Source organism: Amycolatopsis sp. NPDC104587, assembly GCF_055583645.1.
In genome coordinates this window covers 429,457-447,738 of sequence record NZ_JBVJNO010000008.1, presented here as the reverse complement: position 1 = coordinate 447,738, position 18,282 = coordinate 429,457, and the positions used below count along the sequence as shown (strand labels likewise).

At 71.5% G+C, this 18,282-nt stretch carries 21 protein-coding genes; 2 read left to right on the top strand and 19 right to left on the bottom strand.

Annotation, left to right across the window (positions count from 1 at the left end; genetic code table 11):
* Positions 1-114 precede the first annotated feature (114 nt).
* On the bottom strand, positions 115-999 hold the full coding sequence (gene rpsB, locus ACZ61C_RS27135; RefSeq protein WP_465310628.1) for a 30S ribosomal protein S2: 885 nt from the start codon (positions 997-999) through the stop codon (positions 115-117).
* A 582-nt stretch (positions 1,000-1,581) separates the two neighbouring features.
* Between rpsB and ACZ61C_RS27130 the strand changes: the two genes are divergently transcribed.
* On the top strand, positions 1,582-1,761 hold the full coding sequence (locus ACZ61C_RS27130; RefSeq protein ID WP_465310627.1) for a hypothetical protein: 180 nt from the start codon (positions 1,582-1,584) through the stop codon (positions 1,759-1,761).
* A gap of 127 nt (positions 1,762-1,888) precedes the next feature.
* Entirely contained in the window at positions 1,889-2,386 is a 498-nt protein-coding gene (locus tag ACZ61C_RS27125; RefSeq protein ID WP_465310626.1) for a M23 family metallopeptidase, read from the top strand.
* On the opposite strand, the gene ACZ61C_RS27120 is transcribed toward ACZ61C_RS27125, so the two are convergent.
* From ACZ61C_RS27120 to ffh, 18 genes are all read right to left on the bottom strand, one after another.
* The gene (locus tag ACZ61C_RS27120) at positions 2,387-3,235 is read right to left on the bottom strand and encodes a FliA/WhiG family RNA polymerase sigma factor (protein WP_465310625.1); all 849 of its coding nucleotides are present in this window, start codon (positions 3,233-3,235) and stop codon (positions 2,387-2,389) included. It lies immediately after the preceding gene.
* 109 nt (positions 3,236-3,344) lie between these two features.
* Positions 3,345-4,325, bottom strand: a complete 981-nt coding sequence (locus tag ACZ61C_RS27115; RefSeq protein WP_465310624.1) for a tyrosine recombinase XerC — start codon at positions 4,323-4,325, stop codon at positions 3,345-3,347.
* A gap of 103 nt (positions 4,326-4,428) precedes the next feature.
* Positions 4,429-5,568 carry a DNA-processing protein DprA gene (gene dprA, locus ACZ61C_RS27110; RefSeq protein ID WP_465310623.1) on the bottom strand — a complete coding sequence of 380 codons (1,140 nt, stop codon included), beginning with the start codon at positions 5,566-5,568 and terminating at the stop codon, positions 4,429-4,431.
* 328 nt (positions 5,569-5,896) lie between these two features.
* Positions 5,897-7,408: a YifB family Mg chelatase-like AAA ATPase gene (locus ACZ61C_RS27105; RefSeq protein ID WP_465310622.1), complete on the bottom strand. Its 1,512-nt coding sequence runs from the start codon at positions 7,406-7,408 to the stop codon at positions 5,897-5,899.
* The gene (locus ACZ61C_RS27100; RefSeq protein ID WP_465310743.1) at positions 7,408-7,785 is read right to left on the bottom strand and encodes a YraN family protein; all 378 of its coding nucleotides are present in this window, start codon (positions 7,783-7,785) and stop codon (positions 7,408-7,410) included. The genes ACZ61C_RS27105 and ACZ61C_RS27100 overlap by 1 nt, the downstream gene beginning before the upstream one ends.
* Positions 7,786-8,118: 333 nt before the next feature.
* Positions 8,119-8,442, bottom strand: coding sequence for a DUF2469 domain-containing protein (locus ACZ61C_RS27095; RefSeq protein WP_003096226.1), 324 nt, complete (start codon positions 8,440-8,442; stop codon positions 8,119-8,121).
* Positions 8,439-9,281 carry a ribonuclease HII gene (locus ACZ61C_RS27090; RefSeq protein WP_465310742.1) on the bottom strand — a complete coding sequence of 281 codons (843 nt, stop codon included), beginning with the start codon at positions 9,279-9,281 and terminating at the stop codon, positions 8,439-8,441. Before ACZ61C_RS27090 ends, ACZ61C_RS27095 begins: the two co-directional genes overlap by 4 nt.
* Before the next feature lie 90 nt (positions 9,282-9,371).
* Positions 9,372-10,310: a signal peptidase I gene (lepB, locus tag ACZ61C_RS27085; protein ID WP_465310621.1), complete on the bottom strand. Its 939-nt coding sequence runs from the start codon at positions 10,308-10,310 to the stop codon at positions 9,372-9,374.
* 31 nt (positions 10,311-10,341) lie between these two features.
* A complete protein-coding gene (gene rplS, locus ACZ61C_RS27080) occupies positions 10,342-10,710 on the bottom strand; it encodes a 50S ribosomal protein L19 (protein ID WP_465310620.1) in 369 nt (122 codons plus the stop codon).
* A gap of 164 nt (positions 10,711-10,874) precedes the next feature.
* Positions 10,875-11,621: a tRNA (guanosine(37)-N1)-methyltransferase TrmD gene (gene trmD / locus ACZ61C_RS27075; protein ID WP_465310619.1), complete on the bottom strand. Its 747-nt coding sequence runs from the start codon at positions 11,619-11,621 to the stop codon at positions 10,875-10,877.
* A gap of 4 nt (positions 11,622-11,625) precedes the next feature.
* Positions 11,626-12,330: a hypothetical protein gene (locus ACZ61C_RS27070; protein ID WP_465310618.1), complete on the bottom strand. Its 705-nt coding sequence runs from the start codon at positions 12,328-12,330 to the stop codon at positions 11,626-11,628.
* Positions 12,327-12,839, bottom strand: coding sequence for a ribosome maturation factor RimM (gene rimM / locus ACZ61C_RS27065; protein ID WP_465310617.1), 513 nt, complete (start codon positions 12,837-12,839; stop codon positions 12,327-12,329). The genes ACZ61C_RS27070 and rimM overlap by 4 nt, the downstream gene beginning before the upstream one ends.
* 20 nt (positions 12,840-12,859) lie before the next feature.
* Positions 12,860-13,099 (bottom strand): RNA-binding protein, encoded by a 240-nt coding sequence (locus ACZ61C_RS27060; RefSeq protein ID WP_003103110.1) that lies wholly within the window; start codon positions 13,097-13,099, stop codon positions 12,860-12,862.
* Positions 13,096-13,539, bottom strand: a complete 444-nt coding sequence (gene rpsP / locus ACZ61C_RS27055; RefSeq protein WP_364626326.1) for a 30S ribosomal protein S16 — start codon at positions 13,537-13,539, stop codon at positions 13,096-13,098. The genes ACZ61C_RS27060 and rpsP overlap by 4 nt, the downstream gene beginning before the upstream one ends.
* 171 nt (positions 13,540-13,710) lie before the next feature.
* Positions 13,711-14,508: a lysostaphin resistance A-like protein gene (locus ACZ61C_RS27050; protein WP_465310616.1), complete on the bottom strand. Its 798-nt coding sequence runs from the start codon at positions 14,506-14,508 to the stop codon at positions 13,711-13,713.
* A 103-nt stretch (positions 14,509-14,611) separates the two neighbouring features.
* Complete coding sequence (locus tag ACZ61C_RS27045; RefSeq protein WP_465310615.1) at positions 14,612-15,337, bottom strand: lysostaphin resistance A-like protein; 726 nt, start codon at positions 15,335-15,337, stop codon at positions 14,612-14,614.
* Positions 15,338-15,484: 147 nt separating this feature from the next.
* On the bottom strand, positions 15,485-16,561 hold the full coding sequence (locus tag ACZ61C_RS27040; protein WP_465310614.1) for an amidohydrolase family protein: 1,077 nt from the start codon (positions 16,559-16,561) through the stop codon (positions 15,485-15,487).
* Entirely contained in the window at positions 16,558-18,102 is a 1,545-nt protein-coding gene (gene ffh, locus ACZ61C_RS27035; RefSeq protein WP_465310613.1) for a signal recognition particle protein, read from the bottom strand. Before ffh ends, ACZ61C_RS27040 begins: the two co-directional genes overlap by 4 nt.
* Positions 18,103-18,282: the final 180 nt, after the last annotated feature.

Below are 18,282 nucleotides of genomic sequence, written 5' to 3'. Positions count from 1 at the left end.
AATGATTTCCCCCCCCCCCCTCTCCCCCCCCCTCCCCTTCACCCCCCCCCCCCCCTTTTTCTCCCCCCCCCCCCCCCCCCCCCCCCCCCCCCCCCCCCCACGGGCGGCGGAACATCAGGAGGAGGCGGTCGCCTGCTCGGCGGGGGCCTCCGCCGGCGTCTCGACGGGCGCCTCGACGGCCGCGGCCGCCTCGGTCGCGTCGGCGGCGGCGGTCTCGGAGCCGGCCAGCAGCTCCTTCTCCCACTCGGCCAGCGGCTCGTCGGTGGCGACACCCGGCTCCGGCTTGGTGTCGGCCGAAGCGCCGTTGCGGCTCGAACGCTGCATCAGGCCGGCGGCCGCGGCCTCGGCGACGACCTTGGTCAGCAGCGCGGCCGACCGGATGGCGTCGTCGTTGCCCGGGATCGGGTAGTCGACCTCGTCCGGGTCGCAGTTGGTGTCCAGGATCGCGACGACCGGGATGTTCAGCTTCCGAGCCTCGCCGACGGCGATGTGCTCCTTCTTCGTGTCGACGATCCACACGATGCTCGGCACCTTGGCCATGTCGCGGATACCGCCGAGGGTCTTCTCGAGCTTGTCCTTCTCACGGGTGAGCGTGAGGATCTCGCGCTTGGTGAGACCGTCGAAGCCGCCGGTCTGCTCGCGCGACTCGAGCTCCTTCAGGCGGAGGAGACGCTTGTGCACGGTCTGGAAGTTGGTCAGCATGCCGCCGAGCCAGCGCTGGTTCACGTAGGGCATGCCCACGCGCGAGGCTTCGGCCGCGATGGCTTCCTGAGCCTGCTTCTTGGTGCCGACGAACATGATCGTGCCACCGTGCGCGACGGTTTCCTTGATGAACTCGAAGGCACGGTCGATGTAGGTCAGCGTCTGCTGCAGGTCGATGATGTAGATGCCGTTGCGCTCGGTGAAGATGTAGCGCTTCATCTTCGGGTTCCACCGACGGGTCTGGTGCCCGAAGTGCACGCCGCTGTCGAGCAGCTGCTTCATGGTGACGACGGCCATTGCCGGAATCAACCTCTTCTGTGTCGTGCGCGCTCAAGGGCGCGCTGCTCGGTTTTGTCGCTCGCGGCCGGGTGGCCGTTCGCCCTGGTGCCCGTGCCGGTGCCCGGACCCTGGAGCAAGGACTTCAGGGACCGCCGGACACCGTGCGACTCGCCCGGCTGGATGGTGCGAAGCCGGGGGAACGCGCACGTGCACGCGAAGTCAGCCCGCTCACGCGGACCGCGGAGAAGATTCTACCCCCTGCCACCAGCCCCTCCCCCACCGGCGGCCGCAGAGCCCGGCAGTTGTCCACATCGCCTCGAGTTATCCACAGATTCGCCGTCGCGGTCCCGGGGTGGGCGTTGGTGCCGCAGGCTGGTGGCATGGAGTTGATCAGCGGGTTCCGGTGGTGGGTGTCGAGATGGGTCGCGGTTGGGTTTTCCCTGGTCGTGGGGGTTTTTTTGGGGTTTGGAGGTGGGGCCTCGGCGGGCTCGGCGGCAGGTTGGGCGGCGGGCTTGGGGCTGCGGTGCCGGTGTCGGCTGGGTTGGGGATGGCTGGGGTCCCGGACGCCGGCGTTGGACCGTCGCCGCCTGCGGCGGAGGTGTGGACAGACGGGTCGGCGCCACCCGCGGCGGCGGAGTCATGGCCTGCCGAGGCGGCGGCGTCTTGGGCCGCTGCACCAGCGGAGTCACGGCCTGCCGCAGCAGCGGCATCCTGGGCCGCCACAGCGCAGTCCTGGCCTGCCACAGCGGCGAAGTCCAGGGCTGCTGCAGCAGCGTCTAGGCCCACTGCACCGGCGGAGTTGCGGCCTGCCTCACCAGCGGCGTCCTGGCCTGCCGCCGCAGCGGAGTCCTGGGTAGCTGCCTCTCTGGCCGAACCCGTCGCGGCCGAGTCGTGGGCAACCGCGCTCATGGCACCTGTCATTCAGCCATCCGTGGCGCGCTCGGCCACCTCCTGGGCGATCAGCCCACACACCGCGCAGCAGTCTCGGCTCTCCTGGCCGTTGTCACCCGTTCCGGTGGTCACCAAGTACTTCGACGCACCCGAAACCCCCTACAGCGCCGGGCACCGCGGGGTCGATCTGGCCGCCGTGCCCGGTCAGGAGGTGCTGGCGGCGGATGCCGGCGTCGTCGTGTTCGCCGGGCTCGTGGCCGGGCGGCCCGTGATGTCCGTCGACCACGATGGCGGGCTGCGCACCACCTACGAGCCCGTCGCGGCGAAGGTGGCCGTCGGCGAGCAGATCTACCGGGGCCAGGTGCTCGGCACCGTCCTCGCCGGGCACCCCGGCTGCCTGGTGGCGGCCTGCCTGCACTGGGGCGTCCGGCGCGGCGACGAGTACGTCGATCCCCTCGCCTTGACCGGCGAGGTCGGCGAATACCGGCTCAAGCCGTGGGGAGGTGATCCCTGATCAGGCGCCGGTCTGCTCGACCAGCTTAGCGCGCAGCCGCATGACGGCCCGTGTGTGCAGCTGGCTGACCCGCGACTCGGTGACGCCGAGGACCTTGCCGATCTCGGCGAGGGTCAGGCTCTCGAAGTAGTAGAGGCTGACCACGATCTTGTCGCGTTCGGTCAGCTGCCCGATGGCCTGCGCGAGCTGGCGGCGGTTGTCCTGGTCGACGAGCACCGCGACCGGGTCGACGGCGTCGTCGTCGGGCAGCGTGTCGACCAGCGAGCCGCTGTCCTTGCCCGCGGCGACCAGGTCCTCCAGCGCGACGACGCTGGTGAGCTGCAGCTGGCCGTAGAAGTCGCGCAGGTCGTCGAGGCCGATGCCGAGCTCGGCGGCGAGCTCCGCGTCGGTCGGCGTGCGGTGCAGGCGGGCGCCGAGGCGTTCCAGCGCGCGCTCGGCCTCCTTGGCCTTGCTGCGGACCGCGCGCGGCACCCAGTCCTGCGAACGGAGGTCGTCGAGGATCGCGCCGCGGATGCGCTGCATCGCGTAGGTCTCGAAGCGCAGGCCGCGCTCGGGGTCGAACTTCTCGATCGCGTCGACGAGCCCGAAGATGCCGGACTGCACGAGGTCGCCCACGTCGACGTGCGTCGGCAGGCCGGTGCCGACCCGGCCCGCGACGTACTTGACCAGCGGGGCGTAGTGCAACACGAGCCGATCGCGCGACGCCTGGTCCGGGCTGTCGGCGAACTGCCGCCACAGCGCCGCGATCCCGGCGTCGACCTCGTAGCCGGCCCGGGCTTCCCCGGGCGCGGCGACGTCACCGCGGGTGTTCACCCCGGTGGCATCGGTCACGTGCGGTCCTGCGGTCATTGCACAGTCGTTCTCGGCATGCGGCTCAGTGTCGTCTCCGTGCTCGTGCGGATGCGCGTGCGCCGCCGGGCCCGCTGGTGACGACCCCGGCGAGGCTCCCTGGGCCGCCTCAGGCCCTGGGGTGCGCTCGGTCATGGATCGCTTTCAACCGGTCGACGGTCACATGAGTGTAGAGCTGCGTCGTGGCAAGCGTAGCGTGACCAAGCAGTTCCTGAACGCTCCTGAGATCGGCGCCCCCTTCCAGCAGATGTGTCGCCGCCGAATGGCGCAGGCCGTGGGGCCCCATGTCGGTCGCTCCGGGCACCGCCGAGACGGCGTCGTGCACCACCCGCCGCACCGCCCGCGGGTCGACGCGTTTGCCCCGGACACCAAGGAAAAGCGCGGGTTCGACGCTTTCACCGGCGGTTTCCGTGACGATCTTCGGACGCCCCTCCTCGATCCAGTCCGTCAGCGCTTCTCCCGCCGGCACGCCGAACGGGACGACCCGTTCCTTGCCGCCCTTGCCGAGCACCGTCACGACACGACGGGAGAAATCGGCCTCGCCGACGTCCAGCCCGCACAACTCGGACACGCGGATGCCGGTCGCGTACAGCAGCTCGACGATCGCGCGATCACGCAGCGCCACCGGATCCCGCTCAGCGGCGCCCGCCGCCGACGCCTGCATGACCTCTCCGGCCTGCCCGGCGCGCAGCACCCCGGGCAGAGTGCGGTGCGCCCGCGGCGCGGCCAGCCGGCCACCGGGGTCGGTGGCGAGGACCTCGGTGCGGTGCGCCCATGCGGTGAACGTCCGGGCGGAGGCCGCCCGTCGCGCGAGCGTCGTGCGGCTCGCTCCCCCGGACTGCTGCGCGGCGAGCCACGACCGCAGCCGTGCGAGATCCAGGTCCGCGAGCGCGCCACCGCCGTCCACGACGAACGCCAGCAGCGAAACCGCGTCGCCGATGTACGCCCGGACGGTGTGCGCGGACAGGCCGCGCTCGAGCCCGAGGTGCCGTTCGTAGCCGGTGACGACGGCCTGGACCGGCTCGGGCAGCGCGGCCCGGAGCGCGCGCAGGTCCGGACGGCGGGCCCGGCCGGAGCGTGGTGGCGGCATGGATGTCACGCTGCGCGAACAACCGCCCCCGGTCAAGGATCGCCACGCGGGCCCACCGGACCGGCCGAACAATTTCGCCGATTTCGCCAGGAATCCGTGGCGTTCACGCGCTTTCCCTTCGCCGTCGCCAGCCCGCTTCCCCGCGGACGGCGAATCCGTCGATCCCCAGTGCGGGCAGCAAAGAGCGGATTGTCCGCAGCGGGAGGCCGGATTCGGCGGCGATCTCGGCATCGGACCGGTCCGCGCGCACGGCGAGTGCCTCATAAGCCCGCAACGCGTCGGGGCCGAGCCGGTCGGTCGGCCGTTTCGGCCGGGCCGAGGTGTCCTCGGCGATGCCGAAGCGGCCCACGGTCTCGAGGACCTGGTCGACGGTCGAAACGAGTGTTGCGCGGGCGTCGCGGATCAGCTCGTGGCAGCCGACGGACATCGCGGACGAGACCGGGCCCGGCACCGCCATCACGACCTTGCCGAGCGCGCCGGCGGTGCTCGCGGTGTTCCGGGCGCCGCTGCGCCGCCCCGCCTCGACGACCAAAGTGCCTTCGGTGAGCGCGGCGATGAGCCGGTTCCGGACCAGGAAGCGGTGACGCGCCGGCGGCGTGCCGGGCGGGTACTCGCTGACGATCGCGCCGCCGTTGCGGGCGATCTTGTTCAGCAGCGCGACATGCCCGGCCGGGTAGCCGCCGTCGACGGCGCACCCGAGCACGGCGACGGTGACCCCGTCGGCGGCGAGCGCGCCGCGGTGCGCCGCGCCGTCGATGCCGTAGGCCGCACCGGAGAAGACGGGCACACTCCGAGCAGCCAGCCCGTAGGCCATCTCGGCGGCGTAGTGCTCGCCGTACTCGGTCGCCGCGCGAGCTCCGACGACGGCCACGGCGCGATCGGCTGCGGTCCCGAGAGCCACGTCTCCGGCAACCCACAGAGCCAACGGCGGAACGGCCTCGGCCACCCCGCGCCGAGCGGCGAGGTCGAGGGCGAGCAGCGGCCACCCCGGCCACTCGTCATCCTCGGGCACGACCAGCCGCGCACCGGCGGCCGCGGCCCGCGCGAAGTCCTGCTCGACGAAGTCGTAGCCCCGGCGCGCCTCGGCCACTTTCAGGACCTCGGGCGGGCAGTCGCCGGCGCGCACCAGACCGGCGGCTTTCACCGGCCCGTGCCGCGCCACGAAGGCGACGAGCGCCGGCGCGGGCGGTTCGGCTACCCGCAGCAGGTAGGCGCGAGCTCGGCGCAGCTCGTCGACGCTCATGCGGCTGCCCCTCTCCGGAGGTACGGCGCCGGCGAGGCCTGATCACCCACGACCTTCTTATGCGACCTGCCGCTGACGGCATTCGTGCAGGCAGCCGCTATGGCCAAGCCGCAGCCGACGGACTGCTCCGCCTTCCTCATCTGTTCGGCCGGGAGGTCGCTGGCGCGCGGCGAGAGCGCGCGATCCTGGCGGATACTTTGCTCGCTCGATCCGGCGGCGGCCGCGTAGAAACCGCTGCGGACGAGATGCCCTCGCCTCGTTGCGAACCCAGCCGGGAAACCGGGCGCAACGGAGGAAGACACGCAAACTCCGTCGAACCTCTGCGCGCTCATGCGGCCACCCGTTCGCGGAAGGCCAGGGCCGAGCCGACCTGTTCTGCGCCGGGGCGGGGCTCGCCGTCCAGGTCGGCCAGGGTCCATGCGATGCGGAGGCAGCGGTCGGCGCCTCGGCCGCTCAGTATTCCGCGGTCCATTGCTCGGTCCAGCAACACCGTTGCCTCGGCCGGGAGGCCGAACTCGCGGCGCAGGGCCGGGCCGGGGACTTCGGAGTTCGAGCGCCAGCCGTGGTTGTGCCAACGGTGGGCTGCGCGATCGCGGGCCTGCAGGACGCGGGCGCGGACGGTCTCCGAAGTCTCCGTCGAGCCCGTGTCGTGCGCGTTGATCGCACTCAACGGCCGTAGGCGGACTCGGAGGTCGACGCGATCCAGCAGCGGACCGGACAGCCGGCCGAGGTAGCGGCGACGGGCGGCCGGCGAGCACACGCAGTCCGCGTCCTTCGGTGGTGCGCACGCGCACGGGTTGGTCGCCAGGATCAGCTGGAACCGTGCCGGGTACGTGATCGCTCCCTTGACCCGCGCGATGCGGACCTCGCCCTCCTCCAGAACCGTGCGCAGCGACTCGAGGCGTTGGCCGCCGAACTCGCAGACCTCGTCGAGGAACAGCACGCCGCGGTGGGCGCGGCTGATCGCGCCCGGGGAGGCCAGCCCGCTTCCGCCGCCGATCAGGGCCGCCACCGTGATCGAATGGTGCGGGGCCACGAACGGCGGGACCGTGACCAGCGGCGACGACTTCGACAACGAGCCGTCGACCGAGTGGACCGCCGTGACTTCCAAGGACTCCTCCGCCGACAACCGCGGGAGGAGGCCGGGCAGGCGACGGGCGAGCATCGTCTTGCCCACCCCGGGCGGCCCGGTCAGCAGGAGGTGGTGCCCGCCCGCCGCCGCGACCTCCAGGGCCCAGCGCGCCTCCGGTTGGCCGACGACGTCGGCGAGGTCCGGCACCGTCGGGGGCACGGCGGGTTCGGGCGGTCCCGGACGCGCCAGCTCGCCCTCGTTCTGGAGCCACGCCACCAGGTCACGCAAGCGCGCCGCGCCGCCGACTTCGATGCCGTCGACCAACGCCGCCTCGACCAGGGAGTCCGCGGGCACGACGGCACGTTCGTAACCCGCCGCACGCGCCGCCAGGAGGCCCGGGAGGATGCCCCGGACCGGGCGGACGCGACCGTCGAGCGCGAGCTCGCCGAGCAGGACCGTGCCGAGCAGGCGTGTTGCCGGGACCGCTCCCGTGGCCGCGAGCACGGCGGCCGCGATGCCGAGGTCGTAGGCCGAGCCGACCTTCGGCAGGTTCGCCGGGGACAGGCCGAGCGTCACCTTGCCGTCCGGCCAGGGCTGGCCCGAGTTGCGGACGGCCGAGCGAACGCGGTCCTTGGCCTCGCGCAGCCCGGCGTCAGGGAGACCGACGAGCGTGACGCGGCTGAGGCCCCCGCCGAGGTCGGCCTCGATCTCGATCAGCCGGCCGTCGATGCCGAGGAGGGCCACCGACCAGGCTTTGGCGATGGGCATCAGAACGCCGCCTCGATGTGCTGGATGCGGGGGCTCGTGCCGGCTTCGGCGAGGATCGTGACGACGTCGTAGCGGATCGGGCACCAGCCGATGCGGAACTCGCGTAGCCAGCGTTGGGCGGCGCGGCGGACTCGGCCGGCTTTCTCTTCGGTGACCGTTTCGGACGGGAGGCCGAACTCGATGCCGGTGCGGGTCTTGACCTCGCAGAAGATCACGCGGGCGCGGTCGGTGAGAACGAGGTCCAGCTCGCCTTCGCGGCAGCGCCAGTTGCGGTCGAGCAGGACCAGGCCGCGGTCCTGCAGGTGCCGGGCGGCGACGTCCTCACCCCAGGCGCCCAGGTTCCGGCGGTGTGCTGCGAGCTGGTCGGTGCCCGTCATCGTGGTGGCCCCCTCGTCGGTCACCGGGACGGTCCCGGCGGTCACGGTGTGTGCGCGTTCGACGGTGCCAGGGCTCGGGGTGGGGCGGCCAGACCCGGATCGCCGGACTGTGGACAACCGGGGGTATGTGGACAACTGGTCCACGGAATGCCGGTGGGACCGGCGAAATGTCGGTCCGGTGTGCTACCGGCCAGGGTCGACCACGCGTGACTGAGGGGTCAACTCGCGTGATCGGAGGGTCGACACGTGTGACTGAAGGGGCGACACGGCGGCGGAAACGAAACGCGCCGGCTCATCGTGGGATGAGCCGGCGCGGGTTGTGGAACGAGGGGGTCAGCCTGAGAACGGGCCGTCCTCGGGCAGGCGGAGGTCCGGCTTGTCCAGCTCCTCCACGTTGACGTCCTTGAACGTGATGACCCGGACGTGCTTGACGAAGCGGGCCGGGCGGTACATGTCCCAGACCCACGCGTCGGACATGCGGACCTCGAAGTACACCTCGCCGCCGCCGTCGCGGACCTGGACGTCCACCGCGTTGGCCAGATAGAACCGCCGCTCGGTCTCCACCACGTACGAGAACTGACCCACTATGTCGCGGTACTCGCGGTACAGCGAGAGCTCCATCTCGGTCTCGTACTTCTCGAGATCCTCTGCGCTCATGAAATCCGCGCCCCTCCTCGGGATCGTGCTGCTGCTCCGCCGGCGGAGCGTTCATTGTGACCCACACCCGCGGCCGGGGCATGCAACGGCAGGGTGAGTTGTGGCTCGAGTGCTTCGTCGAGGACCGCGGCGAGGCCCGCGGTGGACCCCGTCTCCATCGCCTTCTCCAGCGCCGCGTAGGTCAGCAGGACCGGCCGCGCGGGGCGCACGCCGTGCTTGATGGCCGCCTTCGCCACGTTCGTGTACGACCAGCGGTGGACGTCGCTCGGCCCGTGTTCGTGCAGCGCCGCGAGGTGCTCGGACGTGCTGTATCCCTTGTGCACGTCGAAACCGTAGTGCGGGAGGTCGTCGTGGTAGCCCGCCATGATGCGGTCGCGCGTCACCTTCGCCAGCACCGACGCCGCCGCGATGCAGGCCACCGAGCGGTCGCCCTTGATCACCGCCGTGTTCGGCGCGGTCAGGCCCGGGACCCGGAACCCGTCGGTGAGGACGTAGCCCGGGGAGACCCGCAGGGCCGCCGCGGCGCGGCGCATGCCCTCCAGGTTCATCACCCGGATGCCGTAGCGGTCGACCTCCGCGGTCGGGATGACGATCACCGAATAGTCGACGGCCCGGGCGAGGACCAGGTCGTAGACCCGGTCCCGCGCCTTCGCCGTCATCAGCTTGGAGTCCGTCAGCTCGGTGAGCCTCGCCGCGTCACCCTGCTTGAGCACGCAGGCCGCGACCACCAGCGGCCCCGCGCACGCCCCGGCACCGGCTTCGTCGACACCGGCGACCGGGCCGAGACCACGGCGGTCGAGCGCGCCCTGCAGCCCCCAGAAGAGGTCGCCGCGCACCACGGCCCGCGGCGGCCGGATGGGCTCGGCCGCGGTGAGGGGAACGGGAAGAGTCAAGGCTGGTTCACCCGTCTGCCGACACGGATCGGGTGGCTAGCGTTTCCGCCCGGCCGCCCGGCTCAGTCCGGACTTGAGCTTGCGCCCGAAGAACAGCACCGGCCAAGCCGCCGCGATCCCGGCGCCGAGCGGGAGACCGCTCTGCCACGCCGGCGCGCCGAGCGCGACCGGCTGGGCCGACTCCTGCGGGTTGTGGTCGGTGATGCCGCCCCACCGGCCCGGCGGCAGAACGATGATCCGCGCCTTGCCGATGATGTTGTCCACGGGGACCGCGCCGTTCACGCCGCCGCCGCCCTGGAACCGGGAGTCGTCGGAGTTGTTGCGGTTGTCGCCCTGGACCCAGACCGTGCCGGCCGGAACCTTGACCGGCTCGAAGGTCTTCTGCTCCTGGTTCGACGGGTCTTCCCAGTGGATGTACGGCTCGTCGAGCGCCTTGCCGTCCACGATCATCCGGCCCTGCGGGTCGCAGCACTGGACGGTCTGGCCGCCGACGGCGATGACCCGCTTCACGAAGTCACGCTCGTCCGGCGGGGCGAACCCGACCAGCGAGCCGAGCCCGCGCAGGCCCTGGACGACGATGTTGCTCGACTCCTGCGGCGCGATCTCGTTGTTGATCCACGCCTGCGGGCCCTTGAACACGATCACGTCACCCGGGGAGGGCTCGGTGAAGTCGTAGGTGACGCGGTCGACCAGGATCCGGTCGCCGGTGCAGCCGGGGCACCCGTGCAGGGTGGCCTCCATGGACCCCGAGGGGATCATGAAGACCTTCGCGAGGAATGTCTGGATCAGGATCGTGAGCACCAAGGCGATCACGAGCAGGATCGGCAGTTCCTTCCAGAACGACCGTTTCTTGGCGGGTTTGGCTCGCCGCCGGCGGGATCCCCCGCGCTCCTCGGAGCGGGACAGCCTGGGCTTGTCCTCTTCGGAGCGATCGGGGTCATCCTCAGGAGCGTTCTGGGACACGGGTTCGGCCACGTCGTCAGGCTACCGGTAACCGGGTTGTGACTCAGTTAGCCGAGGCCGTCTCGCGGTTCTCGCGGCGCTCCTTGATCTTGGCCTTCTTGCCGCGGAGGTCACGCAGGTAGTACAGCTTCGCGCGCCGCACGTCGCCGCGCTTGTGGACCTCGATCGAGGCGATGTTCGGGGTGTGCACCGGGAAGGTGCGCTCCACGCCGACGCCGAAGGAGACCTTGCGGACGGTGAAGGTCTCCCGGATGCCGCCGCCCTGACGGCGGATCACGACGCCCTGGAAGACCTGGTTGCGCTCGCGGTTGCCCTCGATGACGCGGACACTCACCTTGAGCGTGTCGCCCGGGCGGAAGTCCGGGATGTCGGAACGCAGCGACTGCTTGTCCAGCGCGTCCAGGGTGTTCATCGGTGGTCCGTCCTCGTCTTCGTATGGCTTGCGTACACGTCCCGGGCGCGCAACGGTCACGCTGCGGGCGACCCGGGGGCTGATGGCGGGCTCGTGGACGAGGAGGTCCACTCACGCCAACCTGTCAAGTATCGCAGACGGCGGTTCGGGCGAACGAACCGGCCCTATGCCTGCTCGGGGTCCAAGCCCTCCAGGACCCCGCGATCGTGCTTGCCGAGACTACCTTCCGGCAGCGCGGCGAGGAGATCCGGGCGGCGCCGGGCGGTGCGCTCCAGGGCCTGGTCACGCCGCCAGCGGTCGATCAGCGCGTGGTTGCCGGAGCGCAGGACGTCCGGCACGGCCAGGTCGCGCCACACTTCCGGGCGGGTGTAGCTGGGGCCTTCGAGGAGGCCGTCGGAGAAGGAGTCCTCGGCGGCCGAGCGCGCGTTGCCGAGCACGCCGGGCAGCAGCCGGACGACGGCTTCGACGATGACCAGCACCGCCGCTTCGCCGCCGACCAGGACGTAGTCGCCGATCGAGACCTCGTCGACGGGCATCCGTCGGGCGGCGTCGTCGACGACGCGCTGGTCGATGCCCTCGTACCGGCCGCAGGCGAACACGAGGTGTTTCTCGGCCGCGTAGGCGTGCGCCAGCTCCTGGGTGAACGGCCTGCCCGCCGGGGTCGGCACGACGAGCCGCGCCCCGTCTCCGCAGACGTCGTCCAGCGCCGGGCCCCAGATCTGCGGCTTCATGACCATGCCCGGGCCGCCGCCGTAGGGCGCGTCGTCGACCGCGCGGTGCACGTCGTGGGTCCAGTCACGCAGGTCGTGCACGCCGACCTCGATCAGGCCGCGGTCGATCGCCCGGCCCAGCAGCGCGGCGCGCAGCGGGTCGAGGTACTCGGGGAAGATCGTGACGACGTCGATGCGCACCCGGTCACCAGTTCCAGTACTCGGTGGCCTCGGCGTGCCACGGGGACTCGACCTGCTGGTCGATCGTGAAGGCCATGCCGAGCCCCTGCGCGATCCGGATGTCGCGGCGCTTCGTCTCGCGCAACGGCGAGCCGGCGGGCAGCCCCTGGTCGGACGACCAGGACTCGCTCTGCGTGATGCATGTCCGGGCGCCGAAGCGGGCCGTGCTGCACGGCGCGGGCGCGTGCCAGGTCTGCACGTGCTTGAAGCGGAAGTTCTTGCCGCTGCTCTGCTCGGTGATGGTCCCTTCGGCGACCAGCTGGTAGTCCGAGGCCGGGACGTTCCAGCGGACGTAGTGCTGCTGTCCCCCGTGCGACGGGATCGGCGTGCAGGCTCCGCCCTCGCACAGCGACTCGCTGGTCACGCGTTCGGTGTAGTAGGTGCCGTTGTCGTGCCAGCCGTCGAGCAGCACCCAGTCGCCGTCGTGGACGAAGTGCTCGGCGTAGGACGGCGGCCAGGTGACCGGGTCGCCCCAGGAGATCTGCGATTCGGTGGCCGACTGAGGCGACCAGGCCCACTGGTACGCCTTCTCGCCCGGCGGCGCGAACTGGCCCGCGCTGCGCTGGAACATCATCGAGAAGTCGCCGTAGGTGGGGCCCGCGGCCTCGGCCGGAGGCGCGAGGACCGAGGCGAGCAGCAGTGCCGCGACAGCGGCCGTCCAGCGCCTCATGCGTCGAGCAGGCCTTCCGGCGGGTCGAGGACGACGCGGCCGCCCGCGACGTCCACCGTGGGGACGATCGCGCGCACGAACGGAACCAGGACCTCGCGGCCCTCGACGTCGACCTCCAGCAGCTCGCCCGCGGGCGAGTGGACGATCTCGACGACCTTGCCGACGACCGTCCCGTCGAGCAGCTCGGCCCGCAGGCCGGCCAGCTCGTGGTCGTAGAACTCGTCGGGGTCCTCGGTCGGCGGCAGCGTGCCGGTGTCGGCGATGAGGAGCGCGCCCCGCAGCGTCTCGGCGACGTCGCGGGTCAGAACCTCCTCGAAACGCACCAGCAGCCGCCCGCTGTGTTCGCGGGCGGCTGCGATGGTGAGTTCCCTTGTGCTGCCGTCACGCAGCTTGGTCGTCACGGCCGCACCGACCCGGAACCGCTGGTCCGGCGAGTCCGTGCGCACGTCCACCGCGAGCTCCCCGCGGATTCCGTGCGCCTTGGCGATGCGACCGACTACGACGTCCATGACCGTTTCCGAAACAGGCTTCAGCGGTCGGTGTCGACGACGTCCACGCGGACGCCGCGGCCACCGATGCCGCCCATGACGGTGCGCAGGGCGGTCGCGGTGCGACCACCCCGGCCGATCACCTTGCCCAGGTCGTCGGGGTGCACGTGCACCTCGAGCGTCCGGCCACGGCGCGTGGTCAGCAGCTCGACCCGGACCTCGTCCGGGTTGTCGACGATCCCGCGCACCAGGTGCTCGAGGGAGTCAGCCAGAAAGCTCACTCGGCCTTCTCACCCTCGGTGGCTTCGGCCTTCTCGGCCTCGGCCTTCTTCGGGGCGGACTTCTTCTTCGGCGTGGTGGCCTCGGTGGAGGGCTCCTCACCGGCCGCGGCCAGCGCCGCGTTGAACAGGTCCTGCTTGGACGGCTTCGGCTCGGCCACCTTCAGGGTGCCCTCGGCGCCCGGCAGGCCCTTGAACTTCTGCCAGTCACCGGTGATCTCCAGCAGGCGCTGGACCGGCTCGGTCGGCAGCGCGCCGACACCCAGCCAGTACTGGGCGCGCTCGGAGACGACCTCGATGAGGCTCGGCTCTTCCTTCGGGTGGTACTTGCCGATCGTCTCGATGGCCTTGCCGTCCCGGCGGGTGCGCGCGTCGGCGACGATGATGCGGTAGTACGGCGCACGGATCTTGCCGAGGCGCTGCAGCTTGATCTTGACGGCCACGGGTGTGGGTTCTCCTCGAGTCTCTCTGGTACTGGGCTGGGCGCACGCGGGCCGAGTGGGGACACGGACGCGGGCACCCGAAGGTCAGGAGCTTTCGCACGGTGAGAGGGTCCGGCGGAAGCAGGCAGTGCACCATTCTGCCAGACGGCCTCCGCGACCGGCCGAAGAGGCTCAGAAAGAGGCCACGCCGAGCGCGCCGAGCAGGATGGTGAGCGCCGGGAGGAAGTTGTTGACCTGGTGCGCGACGATGCTGGCGGGCAGCCGTCCGGTGACCAGCCGGGCCAGGCCGATCGGCACCGCGATGACCAGCAGCAACGTCGTCCGCAGCGGCTCCAGGTGGCTGGCCGCGAACACCGCCGTCGACAGCAGGAAGGCGGCCGCGCCCGCCCAGCGCTCGCTGCGCCACTGCAGCTGTTCCGCGGCGCCCCAGAGCAGGCCGCGGTAGATGACCTCTTCGCAGATCGGGCCGAGCAGCCAGAGGTAGACGAACATCACCACGGCCGCCGACACCGACATCTTGCGGTCCTCGACCAGGGCGCTGATCGCCGACGTCGCGTTGGCGTCGCCGACCAGCTGCGTCCAGAGGTAGGCGCCGAGGGTGGTGAACACGAGCCCGACGCAGCCGTACCGGACGCCGGTCCTGACGTCGGACCAGCGCCATTCGAGCCGCAGGTCGACGATCGGGCCGTTGCCCCGGACGTAGGTGACCAGCACGGCGACGGCGGCCGCGATCATCGTCGGCAGCATGGTGCCGAGCAGCACGACGCGCATCGGCAGCGGGCCGGGCCCGGTGTCGCCGACCAGCACCGACACGAACGCCGCGGACGACAGCAGGACCACTTCGACGAGCAGGAACGCCCCGAACCCCCAGCGGTGCCGCGGCAGGGGCGGCAGGAAGGCCGTCGCCGCGGGCTCCTCGGGCTCGGGCAACGCGTCGGGAGCCGGGTCCCGAGGCTGGGAAGTGGTCACGCCTGCCCTCCGCGATCGCTCGGCTCCTCCGCCCGAGCCTAGCCGCCGGAGGGTGATCACACAGTGCCCGTCCGACTACTGTCCATCGATCTTCGTAATGGTTTCAGTGCGCGACGAACAGCAGGACCGCGGGCGGCAGGTTGTTCGCCGCGTGCGCGATCACCCCGGCGCTCACCCGGCCGGACAGGTGCCGGGCCAGGCCGATCGCGATGCCCTGGCCGAAGAGCGCGATCGTGCGGGTCGGCTCGCCGTGCAGCTGCGCGAACACCAGCGCGGTGAGCACCAGGACCACCCAGGGCGGGATCCGGTGGAACGACAGCGCGTTCCACAGCGTGCCGCGGACCAGCAGCTCTTCGGTGATCGGGGCGCCGGCGATGACGATCACCGCGGCGAGCACCAGCCAGACCGTGTCGCCGTCGAAGGTGTCGGCGAGGTCGGTCAGCGGGCTGTCGGAGACGTCGTCGGCGCCGTAGATCGCGATCAGCACCAGGTTGAGCCCGTACCCGACGACCAGGGCGAGCACCCCGCAGGCGAGGCCGATCCGGACGTCGCGCCAGGTCGGTTTGAGCCCGAAGTCGGCGCGCAGGCCGCCGCCCCAGCGCCACGAGCCCACCGCCGGGCCGAGCCCGAGCAGGAGGTTGGGCACGAACGCCAGGAGCAGCAGCGGGCCGATGTCCCGCAGCTCCAGGGGGTCGAACTCACCGACGTTGCGGTTGACCGCCGCGGCGATGACGAGGTTGACCAGGTAGTAGCCGGCGATCCCCGCGAAGAACGCCACGAAACACCAGTGCGCTCCCAGCACGCGCCGTGCGCCGTCGTCGTCCGTCACAGGGTCCAACGCTACTGTGCCGATGTTTGCCGATCCGACAGCAGCCACGGCGGAAACAGGCACCTCGTGCTGATCGGTTGCGAAACGTATCCGCCTACCTTCGGCCGGATCGGCAAAGTGCCGGTCCCGCAAGGAAAACGGCGGGGTCTACGCGTAGACGACACCGCCGAGCACGATGTGCTCCGGATGCCGCAGGACGCCCAGGTCCTCGCGCGGGTCGCTCGGGTAGACGAGCAGGTCGGCGGGTGCGCCGTCGGTGATCCCGGGGTGGCCGAGCCAGTCGCGGGCGGCCCACGACCCGCTCGCGAGGGCCTGCTCCCGGGTCATGCCCGCGTGGTGCAGGGCCTCGATCTCGTCGACGAGCCTGCCGTGCTCGACCATGCCCCCGGCGTCGCTGCCCGCGAAAACGCGTACGCCCGCTTCGACGGCCGTGGCGACCATCTCGCCGACGCCGGCGTGCAGCGCCCGCATGTGCGCCGCGTAGGCCGGGTACTTGCCCGCCTTGTCCGCGATGCCCGGGAAGTTCTCGATGTTGATCAGCGTCGGCACCAGCGCGACGTCGTGACGCGCCAGCTCGGCGAGCTGGTCGGCGCTCAGGCCGGTGCCGTGCTCGAGGCAGTCGATGCCGGACGCGATCAGCCCGGGCAGCGCCGCTTCGCCGAACACGTGCGCGGTGACGCGGGCGCCGTGGTCGTGCGCGACCTTGACGGCTTCGGCCAGGACGTCGTCCGGCCACAGCGGCGCGAGGTCGCCGGCGCCGCGGTCGATCCAGTCGCCGACCAGCTTGACCCAGCCGTCGCCGTCGCGGGCCTGGTCGGCGACGGCCGCGGGCAGCTGCGCGGGGTCGTCCAGCTCGAGGCCGAGCCCCGGGACGTAGCGCCTGGCCAGGGCGAGGTGGCGGCCGGCGCGGATGATCGTCGGCAGGTCGGCGCGCTGCTGCAGCGGCCGGACGTCGATCGGCAGGCCGCAGTCGCGGATGAGCAGCGTCCCGGCGGCACGGTCGGCCAGGGCCTGCGAAGCCGCTTCTTCGAGCGACACCGGCCCGCCGACGCCGATGCCCGGGTGGCAGTGGGCGTCGACCAGGCCGGGCACGAGGAAGACGTCGCGGCCCAGCGTCTCGGCGTCCGGCACCGGCTCGAACGAGATCCGGCCGCCGCTGACCCAGAGGTCCCGGGACTCGCCGCCGGGCAGGACCACCCCGGCGGCGTGGAGCGCGGTGCTCAATTGTCCTTGGGGTTCTTCGGCAGCTTGAACTTCGTCGGGTCGAAGCCCGGGACGTCGTTCATCCCGCCCAGCTTCGACAGGTCGGGCATGCCACCGCCGCCCGGCATCCCGCCGCCCGGGGGCAGCATCGGCATGCCGCCGGGGAAGCCGCCGCGGACCTTGGGCTGCGTCGGGCCGCGGCCCTTCTTGCCCTTCTTGCCCTTGCGCGACTTGGAGCCGCCGCCCCCGCCGCCGAAGCCGAACCGGCCGGCCATCTGGGCCATCATCTTGCGGGCCTCGAAGAACCGGTTGACCAGGTCGTTGACCTCGCGCACGGTGACGCCGGAGCCGTTGGCGATGCGCAGCCGCCGCGAACCGTTGATGATCTTCGGGTCGTCGCGCTCGGCCGGGGTCATGCCGCGGATGATCGCCTGCAGCTTGTCCAGGTGCTTGTCGTCGACCTGGGCCAGCTGGTCCTTCATCTGACCGGCGCCCGGCAGCATGCCGAGCAGGTTGCCGATCGGGCCCATCTTGCGGACCGCGAGCATCTGCTCGAGGAAGTCCTCCAGCGTCAGCTGGCCGCTGGACAGCTTCGCGGCGGCCTTCTCGGCCTGGTCCTGGTCGAAGGCCTGCTCGGCCTGCTCGATCAGGGTCAGGACGTCACCCATGCCGAGGATGCGCGAGGCCATCCGGTCCGGGTGGAAGGTGTCGAAGTCCTCGAGCTTCTCGCCGTTCGAGGCGAAGAGGATCGGCTGGCCGGTGACCTCGCGGACGCTCAGCGCGGCACCACCGCGGGCGTCACCGTCGAGCTTCGTGAGCACCACGCCGGTGAAGCCGACGCCGTCGCGGAACGCCTCGGCCGTGGTCACGGCGTCCTGGCCGATCATCGCGTCGACGACGAACAGCGTCTCGTCCGGCTGGACGGCGTCGCGGATGTCGGCGGCCTGCTTCATCAGCTCTTCGTCGACGCCCAGGCGGCCCGCGGTGTCGACCACGACGACGTCGTGCTGGGCGTGCTTCGCCTCGGCGATGGCGCGGCGGGCGACGTCGACCGGGTCGCCGACGCCGTTGCCCGGCTCCGGCGCGAAGGTGACGACGCCGGCGCGCTCGCCGACGACCTGCAGCTGCGTGACGGCGTTCGGGCGCTGGAGGTCACACGCGACGAGCATCGGCGCGTGGCCCTGCTTCTTCAGCCAGAGCGCGAGCTTGCCGGCGAGCGTCGTCTTACCGGCGCCCTGCAGACCCGCGAGCATGATCACGGTCGGCGGGTTCTTGGCCAGGTTCAGCCGCCGGGTCTCGCCGCCGAGGATCCCGACGAGCTCCTCGTTGACGATCTTGATGACCTGCTGCGCGGGGTTGAGCGCCTGGGAGACCTCGGCGCCCTTCGCCCGTTCCTTGATCCTCGCGATGAAGGTCTTGACCACGCCGAGGGCGACGTCGGCCTCCAGCAGCGCGATGCGGATCTCGCGCGCGGTGGCGTCGATGTCGGCGTCGGACAGCTTGCCCTTGCGCGTGAGCGTCTGAAGGGCGGCGGTGAGCCGATCGGAGAGGGTGTCGAACACGGGTGTGCACGCTCCAGCTGGGTCGAGAGTGGCGCGCCGGACGAGGCCGGCACCTCCGAGGGTAGTCGCTCGGGCTTCCCCGCCTCGCGGGTACGCAAAAGTCGTGCACCCGATCAGTACGCGCGCACGTAGTACCCGACCGGCAACATCGGGAAAATGTCTGGCACGCGTCTCCGAGAT

Excerpts from the sequence above, each read along its gene's own strand:
- ACZ61C_RS27100 (WP_465310743.1), bottom strand. The coding sequence starts at position 7,785 with ATGACGGGCACCGACCAGCTCGCAGCACACCGCCGGAACCTGGGCGCC.
- ACZ61C_RS27115 (WP_465310624.1), bottom strand. The coding sequence starts at position 4,325 with ATGCCGCCACCACGCTCCGGCCGGGCCCGCCGTCCGGACCTGCGCGCG.
- ACZ61C_RS27105 (WP_465310622.1), bottom strand. The coding sequence starts at position 7,408 with ATGCCCATCGCCAAAGCCTGGTCGGTGGCCCTCCTCGGCATCGACGGC.
- dprA (WP_465310623.1), bottom strand. The coding sequence starts at position 5,568 with ATGAGCGTCGACGAGCTGCGCCGAGCTCGCGCCTACCTGCTGCGGGTA.
- rimM (WP_465310617.1), bottom strand. The coding sequence starts at position 12,839 with ATGGACGTCGTAGTCGGTCGCATCGCCAAGGCGCACGGAATCCGCGGG.
- ACZ61C_RS27125 (WP_465310626.1), top strand. The coding sequence starts at position 1,889 with ATGGCACCTGTCATTCAGCCATCCGTGGCGCGCTCGGCCACCTCCTGG.
- ACZ61C_RS27095 (WP_003096226.1), bottom strand. The coding sequence starts at position 8,442 with ATGAGCGCAGAGGATCTCGAGAAGTACGAGACCGAGATGGAGCTCTCG.
- ACZ61C_RS27120 (WP_465310625.1), bottom strand. The coding sequence starts at position 3,235 with ATGACCGCAGGACCGCACGTGACCGATGCCACCGGGGTGAACACCCGC.
- rpsB (WP_465310628.1), bottom strand. The coding sequence starts at position 999 with ATGGCCGTCGTCACCATGAAGCAGCTGCTCGACAGCGGCGTGCACTTC.
- ACZ61C_RS27070 (WP_465310618.1), bottom strand. The coding sequence starts at position 12,330 with ATGAGGCGCTGGACGGCCGCTGTCGCGGCACTGCTGCTCGCCTCGGTC.
- rplS (WP_465310620.1), bottom strand. The coding sequence starts at position 10,710 with ATGAACACCCTGGACGCGCTGGACAAGCAGTCGCTGCGTTCCGACATC.